Source organism: Sphingomonas sp. AC449, assembly GCF_979253475.1.
The window spans coordinates 672,207-684,295 of record NZ_CEEDCZ010000001.1 but is presented as its reverse complement, the minus strand read 5'-3'; the positions used below and the strand labels follow the sequence as shown (position 1 = coordinate 684,295).

The following is a 12,089-nucleotide window of genomic DNA, read 5'->3' as shown; positions in this document are numbered from 1 at the left end:
CCTCGTCGGTGCGCGGCGTGATCGGTTCGGCGACCGCGCCGAGGGCTTGATCGAGCCGCGTGATCGCCGCCAGGCCTAGCCGGCGTGCCATAGGCCCGCGTGCGACAGGCAGGAGATCGGCGACGCGTTCGAAGCCGAACTTGCGGGCGGCGACAAGCGCGGTGCCTGCTAGGCGCAAGGCCGCGACCGGTAGGCCGCTGAGCGCGTCGACCGTCCGCCCTGTGGGCACGATCGCGATGTCGGCCGATCCGAACCGGGCAACGGCGTGGGCCGCGCCCGGTGTGTCGGCGACTGCTACGCGTGCCGTGAACCCGGCACGTTGGCAAAAGGCGCGCAGACGCCGACAGAACCGCTCTTCGCCGCCATGGAGATGCGCGCAGCCGGTCAGGTCGAGCCACAGCCCATCGGGCGGCGTGGCAGCTGCGATCGGCGACCAGCGGCGCACCGCGCGCAGTGCGAGCCGGTCCAGCAACGCAGCATCCGCTTCTGTCTCGGACGGTCGGATGTCGAGATCGGACACCAGCGCACGCGCATGGGTCGCGGCCATGCCGATCGTGATCCCCAATGCGGCCGCGCCATCGCAGGCAGCTACCACCTCTTCGCGCCGGCCAACCTTGCCGACCAGCGCGAGCGGCGCCCGGTGGAACGCAGCTACGGTCGCCGCGACCCTGTCGTGACTGTCGGCTTGCGCAAACCCATGAAACGGATGGTTCGCCGCCTCCGATCGTCGGCCAAGTTCACGCATGGGTGGTTTCGCATGCGCGGGCAGCGCTGCGATCTCACCTTCCACATCCTGCCTGGTTGGCATGTCGGTACGAGCCCACCGCGCACCCGGCCGCCACCCGCCGCCCCGCGGTACCGAACACGCACCGGGATCGTCGTCGACGGGAAGCTGAAGGGCTGGCCGCTCAGGCCGCCGCGTAGCGTGCCGGTCCAGCCGTCTCAGCCGCTCGATGGCCAAGTGCGGCAGGAACAGCGAGACAACCCGTCTCATCGCAGCCCTCCAAAATCATCGAAAATGCTTCGCCGCCACGCTGCCGTGCGACCTCGACCTGCCACCGCGATCGGCCGACGCCGGCAACACCGAGGCGCTCGGATGACGCACTGGCGATCCGCCAGCGCGTCCAGGCCGCAGACGGCTCGGCGAGCGGATCCTGGTCGCGATTACGTCTGCGTCGCAGGATGAGAACGGGAATGTCGGCGTCGGCCGCGACCAGTTGCAGGCGCCGGGTCGCCACCATCGACATCCGGCTAACCTCGGCGATCACCGCCGACGGCGTTCCATCGCGCACCGCGTCTTCGACGACGGCCAGCAAGGCTGCATCGTCACGGGGTTGTGCATGGATCAGGTCGGCAGGCGATAGCCCCGCCTGCTCCAAGCCCGGCGCATAGAGATCGTTGCGACAGCTCACCCACAGCACCGGTCCGCCTGTATGCGCCGCTTCTCGTGCGGCGATGCCTGCGAGGAACAGCGTTGCTGCGGCATCGTCGACCATCGAACAACTTTGTGCGGCGACCTCGTGCAGTGCGCCGGCGCGAAGGCCTCTGCTCGCGAGGCGATCGTCGAGCGCAGGGATGCCGAACGGCATGATGCGGTGATCCACAACCGGCGTTGCGATTGTCCGCAGGTGGGCGATGGTTGTCGGCAGGGACTCGAGGGCGGTGATCATGATGTCTAGACTCTACCTGTTCCCTTTATGTTCCGTTACTAGAACCGTTTGGTCAAGCGTCAGACTCGAGACTCATGTGGATAAGGTTCCAGCTACTGACGCTGCGAAGCACGTTTTGCTATGGGCTGCGGAGCTGGGCTAACGCCCTTGCGAATATGCAAACGACGGCCGTTGGACATGGTGATCGGCGTGCGGAATCCGGCCCGTTTCCCGCGCAGTCGTACCTTCGTCAGTAACCCTGTCGTCGAGCTCGGCAGGGAATGAATTTGGCCACAACCTTCTGCCAAGTGCATGAAATGCAATCCAGATTAGACAGATTTGCATTCGCCATTGCCCTGCCTGGCGGATACCAAGGTGACGCCTTTCAGGCATCCTCTCCTAAAACTTCCCGGGTTGCTTTTGGCGGCCCCTTTTTTTGCCCGGACGCATCCGGCACAGCGTTTCCGGTGCTCCGAGCTACCGGACGTTCGCGTATAGCGATCGGCTGTCATCGAGCATGCTGATGGGTGTCGGGGTGATCCAGTCCGCCCCCCGCATCGGATATGGGCCGTAGAACAGATCGCCGAGCGCACGCCGGTAATGCGCGTTCATCCAACGTCGACGGCGATGCTCAGGACCATCGTAAATCATGTGGCAGCGCTGGCAGAGCGCGGCCAACTGGTGAAGCGCGCTGTCGCTAGGGTCGTGATTGAGATGTGCGCAGGCCAGCACCACCGGTGTCCATTTACCTGAATCGAGGATGTTCTCGGTCGGTCGGCGAACACGTCGGCCGTCGCCGTTACGCCAATACGACCGGCTCCTGTCCCACCAGCGTCCGTCGCCCAGGTGGAAGACCCGTTGCCCATGCGGGCGCCCGCAATGTTCGCAGCGTCCGCCTGCCCGCACGAAGCGGACCAGATGCGATAGCTGCGGCCAATCGATCGGGTACAGGAAGACATGTTCGGGGCGGATCGGCATCGGTGCTGTCCACCAACATCATCGCTACCCGTATGTCTAGCGACGCACTGGCCGTTTTATGTTCTTGCTATGTCCTACGGGTAATCATTCGTGCATTCCTGAATTCAACAGCCAGCTGAGACGAGACGGATCGAATGCGATGGGCTTTTCAGGAACACAGTGGCCGGAAGGGCTGAACGACGAGGGGGCGCTGCGGCGTCTGCAGGCGCTGTGTCTGGCTGCTACTGTAGCCCTGGCAACCACGCGTTGGGGATCAGTGAATCATTGAGGCCGCGCCAGTTTTCCGCTTCAAAAACATTATCTTGGTCGCCCCAAGCATGGTGATCAGCATGGTCTAGAACGATGATCTGCAGTTGATTATCGAATTTCTCCTGCGCTCGGGCGAGCGCTGAAAATATTTGTCGCGTGCTTTGAAGGTCGTCCAACGGCTTACGGCCTCGCGGACTTTTGAGTGCTGGTATTCCGTTAGGATCAGTAACAAGCGCATCAAAAGTATCGCTTGGGAAATACACCTGACTCGGCTGGTCAATTACAAGAAAAGACGGAACGGGATTATTAGTTTTCCGAAGGAGGCATACCCCTTGGACCGCAAGAAGCGTGGCCAGATGGTAGGCCATCCAGTTTTCGCCACTGCCGATCTCCCATAGGTAATCTGGCTTATTGGCACCATCTCGCTCGAACTTTAGATTTAGCTCACGGTGGTCAAGAATGGGCCTTCCTTCAGCTCCGGAAACCTCAAGGGCTTCGACGAAGCGTACAATATAATCAGATATTTGCTTGGCCTTGGCCTCTTCCCGGTTCTTGCGTTCCCCGACGTTGAGCAGTCTTTGTAGATCGCGGATCTGATTCTGCAGCACGTTCGCCTGAACCTGCAGCCCGTCGTCCCCTTCGACGTCACCAAGCATTGTCAATGCCTGCTCGGTTCGACCTATAAAGCGATAGACATTCTCAAGACTCTGGCTTCGGCCCTGCTCGCGATCCACAACGGTTTCGAACTCTTTGCGGGTCCGTCGCAATTCCAGAATAGCGCGCTCCGATGCAATCAAGCCACGTTCGATGCCAAGAATTTCGTGATCGACCATGGGGGCGGTCGACGCCGTGCCCGCAGTGAGATCCGACAGTTCCGAAATCGGTCCATCAAGCGCTTCGAGCGCAATCCGCGCTTCATCGGTGTCTGAACCACAAAGCACGCATTTGTCCGCCATGACGGTGCTTTTCAGCCACCCGGCTCCTGCGACCCGGTTCTGTTGATCCTGTAGGACATCGTCATAATCCGATACTGAGCGGCGCAAGCTCTTCAGGCGTCGCATCCTACGCTTATTAGCCGCGATCTCGACATCGAACGCCTGTTCGCGCTTTCGAATGTCTTCCAGCCGCTGGACCGAAACCGACACCCGCCCCGACGCAGCGACGGTCGTGCCGCCAGCATCAACGACGCTCTGAAGCAATATGATGAGCGTCCGTAGATCCTCAGGTACACCACCGGCGGGAAGAAGATTGAGTTCCTGCGCAAGATAAAAGGCGCCAACAGCGTTGGACTGCCAATTATGCAGTCCATTTCGCCGAACTCGCAACTCTGACTCCAGCTTTCGCAGCTGCTCCTGTAGTAGGTGTAAGCTATGCATCCGCATCAAGTCGTCATTTGTTAGAATGCCAAGAGCAAGCGGTAAAACGTTTCGAAGCTTTTCTCGATGGTTAGATGAGTCAGCTTTGAAGAACATCGTATATGGATTGGCGACTATATGCTGTGGAAGAAAGTTAAACGCGGCCATGTCCCGAAAGGACGCACGCTCGCTAAACCCTTTACCCTCCGGATCGAGTTGCAAATTAGAAAGTCCTGAAAGGGCATCCATCATCAGCTTAAAGCTGACGGCCTTCGCATTTCCAATCGGAACGACCGGCAGTGTTGTCTCGGTATCAGCTCCTTGTTGGATCCAATACTCTTGAGATGCTTGCCTTCCATCGGGTTTTTGTCGAGCCACACGCATGGGCCCCGCGTCCGTCTCTAGCACTAGGCCATACCACGACGCATAGTCCCGGATTTCTCCAACCGGAATCGTACAAGTGCCCGCCCCTAAAACATAGTCGATGATCGAGATAATTGATGACTTTCCTGTTGAACTCCACCCGGTGATTACGCTGACCTTTGTTGGATCAAACCTGACGATGCGTGGCGCGTGACTGGTATCAACGGGCCACACGATAAGCTGGTGAATCAAAAGCTTCATATCAAAACTCGATAATTAAACGACGTTGAAGACTTTGGAGAGATTCAGTAGCAAACCACGTTCCAAGTCGTTTGGCGGCCAGAAACATCTCGTTTACGTGCCCACTCGCGTCTCGAATGGCGAGAGGCAATGCGGGCCCGATCGCCCTGAACGCTGGCAGGCCTTCACCTCCCTCTCGTAATAGAAGACCTGACGATACGCCTACTTGCAGCGCTTCGAGAGCTTCGCGGGCATAGCTTTCGATGCGATACTGGAGACCCGCGACGATATCAGGACGATCCGAGACAGCTTTTAAAAGCCCGCTTTCGAATTTCATGCCTTTGATTTTTTGAACCGAACTGCGGTGATACAGCATGCCCGCGGCTACCAAGAATACGGGCAGACTTGGTGGATCGCCGGTTTTACCCTCCGAGTAGGCGTTGGCAAATTGCCAGAAGGTTCGCGCCCCGAGCGCCGGATTTCGAAGAATAACCTCTTCATGATCCATTTTCACGTGCGGTCACCGCTGAGCTTGAAATGTGGATCCCACCAAACCTTATCGTCATCAGCCAAACGATGATAATGGCCGGCGGTCATATACAATTCGTGACAATCCTGCCCGGCAAGTGTCTCGTGGTGGTCGAAAGTCGCCTGTACCAGTATCTGCCTACCGACGTCCGTACGCGATCCCGTCGGTAAGGCCATTTTAGTGCGTCGGACGATATTGCGCCATCGTTGGCCGAGGCGCTCGCCACGATTGAACCATTCCTCAATCGGTATTTCGCCCTCCGCCGCGAGCCGATGCTTTTCGATATTGAACTGAACGAAGTGCTCTACTGCCTCAAGCACCCAATCTTGTTCTAGATCGATGCGACTCAGGTGCTCGACGAATGGGCGGGCTAGCGCTCGATCACGATCCGCTTCGGTCACAATCACATCGCCAGCGGGCTTAGGCAGGAATCGCTGCCTAGCCACTTGTTCTTCAATCGAACGACACTGGAGAACGCAAGCCTGTCGCGATATGACCCCCGGCTGCTGAGAGCCCCAGAGGTTACGCAACACTCCGGTGATCCAACCAAGCAGTTTATCGAGAACCAACGTTGCATCGACCCTTGGATGGATCGCGAACCCGTTGATCATCTCCTTACGAGCGGCCTCAATTTCGAACGCTTCCACAATCTCGATCCGCGCGATCAGTTGCTCAAGGCGTTCGTCGTCGTGTGCAAGAACGGCATCGATCAAAGCCTGGACTTTTGACACCGATTTTGATCGAAGTTGCGCCGCCGAACGCATGAGCAGGACGACATCTGACGGACTTTTGGTTCCCAAGCTTACGGCCTTGAGAGCCATAACGATCGTGCCTTTGGCAACAGTATTAGTCACAAGCAGGTAACGGTCGCAGAGTTGTCCTTCCAACCGGGGCAGCAAATCTAGCCAAATCTCGAACGTACGCCACAAGGCTTTGCTACGGTTCCCGAGAATATCAACGCCGGGACGGACGGAATTTTTGTCTTGCTCATGAAGAATTGGAATCCCGCCACGCAGCGCAGATACGTCATCGAAATACTCGACGGCTATGGAGACGTCGGCATCGACCTTGCTAAGAAGGTAGAGCGCTCGATCCAGCTGCAGTATGTGCGCCGCGCCCTGTGGGGCTGCCGAGCTAGATCTCAATGACGATGCCAATCGACGCCCCCTCCCCTCAAGCCATTTTCCGCGCCTAACATTCTGCCGGAGGCGCGAGCTTATAGCTATACCGGTCCGAGTCTACGGATGGGACTGCTGAATTGAAGCGGTGTCCAAATCGTTACCAAAGCTAGCGCCGAAGCGCTGACGCCGAGATCAAGGCGAACGTGACGGAAGTTGCAATGTCGGGCGGCTGCAAGGAAGGAGTTGCAGTCTGGTAGATCGGTACGGGTAATGGGCATGAGGTAGCACGGCCCATCAAGGGCAAACACTGCAAATTGAAGCGCTTAAGGTATGTCGAGTGACGCGTTGCTCAAGGCGGGGCGGCCTTTCTTCATGGTCGCATCACCGACGTTGCTGGTTATTCTGCCATTTTGGCCGCAATCATTGTTATGGCTGCGCGCATGCTCAGCTAAGAAGGCAGGAGACCCAAATTGTCCATTGTGCAGTCGACACCGGTCGACATCGATAAGATGACGACCGGCTTAGATTGGACAGTCGTCGACCTGCCGGCTCTCGCTCGCATGATCGCAGTCATTGCGCTGGGTCAAGCCGACCATGCCGCTCGGATTGTCGATGCGCTGGAGCCGAGCGGCGCGGCTTATGCCTATGGGACACTGGTCGCCGACGCCCAGGCGCAGATGACAGTTAATGGGGCTACTGCCACTAAGCGCCGCGTCTCGCGTATCCATCGCGACGGTTTCCTGTTCGAATGCATTTCGTGGATCGTCGCCCGTCAAGAAGCAGGCGCACGCACCTTCCTTAAGGACCCGCATATCGATGCGACCTCGCATGGCTTAGACGGCTTGATCGTCGAACTCGACGCGACCCAGCCGAAAGTCGTCAATGCGACGATCTGCGAGGATAAGTGCACGATCGCGCCCCGCGCCTTGTTCCGCAAGGATGTGATGGCGAAGTTCAGCGATCACCACCAGAACAAGCGCGCCCGTGACTTAGTTGCTAACACTGCCGCGCTGATCCGCGAAAGCGGCATCGATGGCACAAGCGCCTCGCGCGCGGCGGCCCGAGTGCTGGACAAACGCTATCGCAGCTACCGTGCGGCGTTGACCAGCAAGCCCATTCCAGATGCTGTTACGCGCGCCGCCTTGTTCAAGGGCTATTCGGCGCTCGACGGGATCAAGCCTAGCCAGCGGATCGCCGCCACACTGACGATCGACAAATCGCTGCGCGGCTGGTTCCAGCTGCTTGCCGCTGCGGTGATCAGCGCGCTCGACGATTTTCTCGAAGAGCTTGGCGATGCGGAGCTCGTTGACGATGTTTGACGCCCGCACCGCTGAATTGATGAGGCTTGCGCCGAGCATGCCCGGGCTCGATGCCAATGATCTGCCCAAGGCGCTAACGCGACATTATGCCAGGCTGGTCTCCAGTCGCCTCTCCGGCGCCCCTGAACAGCCCGGCGAGGCGGATGACTGGCCTATCGATCGGATCGCCGACGTTTATGAAATCGTCGCTTCGCTTGAGGTAAAGCGGGAATTGCGACGTGCCGCAGCCTTTGTTGCCGGGACCGCGCAGCAGATCATCGCTAGGCGAGCTCGCGCATCGGGTGTGCCACAGGCCACGCAGCTGATCGATCGCGACGGCGTCGATGCCTCGGTCGCCGCGTCTCTGCTGTTCCTCGCCGCGGAGCAGTATGCCGATGCCAATGAAGCCGGCGGCGCAATCGTCATTCCGCAAGCCGGGCTAGAGGAAGCGCGCGAGCTCGGGCGTCATGTCCGCGACCTAGTACGCGGCAACCTTGGCGTGATCCTCGAGCGGCGCGACAGCCGAGTCGAACGCGGGCGTGGGTCGTTCAAAGAGGGGCGCCTGCAGATCAGCGCCTTGCGCGCAATGCTGTCGGCACTTGGCCAAGGCGTTGAGCATCTGGCAGCGCATCTTCTCGCGGGCGCCGATGAAGAGGCACATCTTCCCGCCGCGATCGCCACGTTCGAGAAGGTCCTCGCTCTATCGAGCCAAGTCAGCACGCTGCCGCTGATGCTGTCCGATAGGGGGGATGGCGTCGAAGCCCCGCTTGTAACCCGATATCCGGGCCCCGCCCACCTTGCCTCCCTGTTGTTGCTGGCTACAGGCGGCATTGCTGAGGCAGCGCTTACGCGTCTGCCCGCGCCGAATGGCGCTGACGGCGATTTCTGGAAACGCTGGCTGCGCTTTCGCGCCGAACAAACCCCTTACGTGTGGCGCAACCACCGCGAGGCCATTGCTCGTGAATTTCACCTGCCCGGCAAGTCGGCAGTGCTGGTATTGCCGACCGGTGCCGGCAAGACGACGGTCAGCGTCCTGAAAATCGCCGGCACGCTCGCGCGCGGCAAGAAAGTCGTGTTCCTGGCGCCCACTCATGCCTTGGTCGATCAACTGACCGACGATCTGCAGGCGCTTTTCCCTACCGACCAGTTTGCTTTACAAGTGTCGGGGGATTTTGACTCGCTGCTGCTCGACGATACCCAACTCAAGGACATCGAGGTGATGACGCCTGAGCGTTGTCTCGCTATGGTTTCCTTTTCGCCTGAGGCATTTGCACAAGTCGGCCTGCTGGTTTTCGACGAATGTCATTTGCTGAGCCCGTCGCGCAAGATCGGCCGCGCCCTTGACAGCATGTTGTGCGTGCTTGCCTTTCATAGCGCCGCCCCGAGCGCCGACTTGCTGTTCCTGTCGGCGATGCTCAAAAATGGAGGCGACCTGGCTGCCTGGATCGCAGAGCTTACCAAACGGCCCTGCGAGCCAATCGACCTGTTGTGGAAGCCAAGTCGACAAGCGCGTGGTGTAGTCGTCTATGACGGGCGAAAGGTCACCGAGATTGAGAATCTAGCTTTCTCAATCCAGCGGCATATCGACCAGAAAACGGGCAAGCGTATTAAGGGTCTGCGGGCCCAGGCCGAACGGGCGCTGGTCGCGCGACCATGGGTGATCTGGGGTTTGCAGCATAATTGGATGAATGCCGAACGCGCCTATACCTTCACGCGGGTGACGGACGTGGCGCTGCCGCTGGCCGGCGGTACCAACGGTCAGCGTGTTTGGGCAACGCCGAACGCCAACAAGACTGCGGCCGCCATCGCTCGCAATGCCTGCGCAACCGGCCTCAAGACGATCATCTTCGTCAACACGAAGGCCGATGCGGTCCGTACCGCCGCTGACATTGCAAAGGATCTCGACCCCGTCGCGCTGCTGCCGGCGGAAGAAGCGCTGATGGCCGCGCTTGCTGTGGAACTGGGCGACCGGCGCCATGCAATTTTCGGGGAAGGGAGCCTGGGCGCGGTTCCACACAACGCGGCTATGCTTCGGCTAGAGCGGTCACTCGCTGAAAAGCTGTTCCGGCGCCGCGCCGGTGCCCAGGTCATCGTCGCCACACCGACGCTTGCCCAAGGCCTCAATTTGCCCGCTGAACTGGCGATCCTTGCGGGCGACAAAAGGAGCGGCGATGACGGGCGCGAGGATCTCGAGGCGCATGAACTGCTCAACGCTGCGGCTCGCGCTGGCCGGGCCGGGCATCTCGCCAATGGCGTAGTGATCCTCATTCCCGATCCGGTGATACCATTCAGCCGTGCCCAAGGTCTAAACCCAGCGCTTCGCAAGAAGCTCAAATCGGTCCTGCCCGAGGACGATCGCTGCATTACCGTCATCGATCCGCTCGAGACGGTGCTCGACCGGGTAATGGCCGGTGATTTGAACGACCGCGACGTCCGCTATACTGTCAACCGGCTTGCTGCCCTCAGCGCTGCCGATGGCGGCGCGATAGCCCCCGGCAACCTGCTGCTGCGTTCCTTCGCCGCATACAAAGCGCGCGCCCGCGCTGAGGAGGCGGCGTATATGACGAAGGTCAATGTACTATGGGCGGCAGCGAGGGCCATTGTCGATCGAACGCCGGACGGGGACGTCCTGTTGCTCGCCTCGCAAAGTGGGTTAGCGATCGATCTGCTCGACCGGCTCCGGCTTCGGCTGCAGGGCGGGACCGGCGACCTGCCGATAAGCATCCCCGACTGGCTCGACTGGATTCTCGATTGGCTTAAGGAGGACGAAGGCGCGCGTAACGACCTCCTTAGTGATACCGGTCGAGCCATCAATGCCGCGATCGGTCGCCTTGCTACGGCCAAGCTCGATGCCTTGGCCGTCGAAGCGCTGCGCGCGGCTTCTCGGGCATGGCTAGAAGGCACGCCGCTCAACGAGGTCGAACGGCTGCTTGGCGGCGATCCCGACGGCACGACCGCGGCGCTCCGCATTCTGCCCCGCGCTCGCGAATTTGTCGGCTCGGTCGTGCCCCGAGCACTGGCCTTTATCGCCAGCGTGGTGGCGCGGCTAGTCGAGGAACTGGCGCTTGCCGACGCGCAGCCGACCATCGACGAAACCGTGCTCAAGAGCCTTGCAGCTTCGGTACGGCGCGGCTTCGATACGCCCGCCAAACTCGAATTTGCCAATAGCGAGCGTGCGCTGGTTGGGCGAGTCGAAGCGCATATTGCATATCGGCAGCGCTGGCAGCAGCTTCTGGCCGATCTTGATGACCTTTGATGTGTCAAGCACCTCCCCAAACTGTGCGACCAAATGCAAAGCCTCTACCTACCGGAGTTTAACTACCAACACGACAAACAGCCATGGCCAGCCTAATGGATTACGTAAAGTTAGAGCGACCGCTATTGGCCTTATCCAAGCGCTAGTTGAATGGGAACTAAATGGGCGCATCGGTGTCGGTGTCAACTTTTTCAACGAGTGTCCACAAGGGATAGCTCGCTGACCGGAAGTGGACCAGCTGCTATCTACGACAAAACGTCGAAACGCGATCCTACGTCTCGGAGGTTGCTGACGTATCTAACCTAGGGACGAACTTGTAGACGGTGCCTCGGGAGATGCCGAGTTGGCGAGCGATATGTGCGGGCTTTATACCGTCGGCGATTAGTTGGCGCACCGCATCGGAATCAACACGCGGCTTACCGCCTTTGTAGACGCCCCGCGCCTTCGCTGCCTCGATACCTTCAAGTTGCCGTTCGCGTCGGAGGTTCGTCTCGAACTCTGCAAATACGCCGAGCATATCGAGAAATGCTTTTCCCGCTGCCGTGCTTGTATCGATCGGCTGGTCCGTCGCCTTGAGAGCGATCCCCCTGCCCTTTAGCTCGTGCACAATATCCTGCAGATCTTTCATCGACCGAGCGAGGCGATCAATACGGGTCACTACCAGAGTGTCGCCTTGGCGAAGGAAGTCGAGCAGAACTTGCAGTTCGGTCCGTGCGCCGCGCTCGCTCCCTGATTTTTTCTCCGATCGAATGGTCTGGCAGCCAGCGGCCCGCAGCGCGGTTTCCTGTATCCCGAGATCCTGCTCAGAGGTCGATACTCGCGCGTAACCAAAAAGCGTCATTGGAGCCCCATCTGTTCAATCAGGTTCTAGACCACTTGCACGGAGTGTTCAATCTCTATGCAAGTGACCCTGATTGAACGGGAAGACTGTTCAGCGCCGTGTGTTCATTCACGGTATACCCGGACTGACGTTACCCGCGACGTCCAGTCCCTTTTTGGTAGGTGACGGAAAACCTCCAGATTTTGGTTTCCGCGCAATCGGACGAAGCGT

8 protein-coding genes and 1 pseudogene are annotated in these 12,089 nt (G+C 59.5%); 2 read left to right on the top strand and 7 right to left on the bottom strand.

What is annotated here, in order from left to right; translation table 11 throughout:
- Nucleotides 1-274 precede the first annotated feature (274 nt).
- The 6 genes and pseudogenes from AC0CH3_RS03455 to AC0CH3_RS03430 all read right to left on the bottom strand — a co-directional run.
- Nucleotides 275-745: pseudogene (locus tag AC0CH3_RS03455) on the bottom strand (Y-family DNA polymerase); the annotation flags it as partial.
- A gap of 163 nt (nt 746-908) precedes the next feature.
- On the bottom strand, nt 909-1,670 hold the full coding sequence (locus AC0CH3_RS03450) for an ImuA family protein (protein ID WP_353461190.1): 762 nt from the start codon (nt 1,668-1,670) through the stop codon (nt 909-911).
- Between the two features lie 456 nt (nt 1,671-2,126).
- Nucleotides 2,127-2,627, bottom strand: a complete 501-nt coding sequence (locus AC0CH3_RS03445; RefSeq protein ID WP_465237610.1) for a hypothetical protein — start codon at nt 2,625-2,627, stop codon at nt 2,127-2,129.
- A 221-nt stretch (nt 2,628-2,848) separates the two neighbouring features.
- On the bottom strand, nt 2,849-4,855 hold the full coding sequence (locus AC0CH3_RS03440) for a DUF3732 domain-containing protein (RefSeq protein WP_465237609.1): 2,007 nt from the start codon (nt 4,853-4,855) through the stop codon (nt 2,849-2,851).
- 1 nt (nt 4,856) lies between these two features.
- The gene (locus AC0CH3_RS03435) at nt 4,857-5,342 is read right to left on the bottom strand and encodes a three component ABC system middle component (RefSeq protein WP_465237622.1); all 486 of its coding nucleotides are present in this window, start codon (nt 5,340-5,342) and stop codon (nt 4,857-4,859) included.
- 2 nt (nt 5,343-5,344) lie between these two features.
- On the bottom strand, nt 5,345-6,520 hold the full coding sequence (locus AC0CH3_RS03430; RefSeq protein WP_465237608.1) for an ABC-three component system protein: 1,176 nt from the start codon (nt 6,518-6,520) through the stop codon (nt 5,345-5,347).
- 434 nt (nt 6,521-6,954) lie between these two features.
- On the opposite strand from AC0CH3_RS03430, the gene AC0CH3_RS03425 reads away from it, so the two are divergent.
- Together AC0CH3_RS03425 and AC0CH3_RS03420 are read left to right on the top strand one after the other, a co-directional pair.
- Entirely contained in the window at nt 6,955-7,803 is an 849-nt protein-coding gene (locus AC0CH3_RS03425) for a hypothetical protein (protein WP_465237607.1), read from the top strand.
- Entirely contained in the window at nt 7,796-11,038 is a 3,243-nt protein-coding gene (locus AC0CH3_RS03420; protein ID WP_465237621.1) for a DEAD/DEAH box helicase, read from the top strand. Before AC0CH3_RS03425 ends, AC0CH3_RS03420 begins: the two co-directional genes overlap by 8 nt.
- Nucleotides 11,039-11,309: 271 nt before the next feature.
- Here the strand turns inward: AC0CH3_RS03420 and AC0CH3_RS03415 are convergent, their stop codons facing one another.
- Entirely contained in the window at nt 11,310-11,879 is a 570-nt protein-coding gene (locus AC0CH3_RS03415; RefSeq protein WP_465237606.1) for a recombinase family protein, read from the bottom strand.
- Nucleotides 11,880-12,089 lie beyond the last annotated feature (210 nt).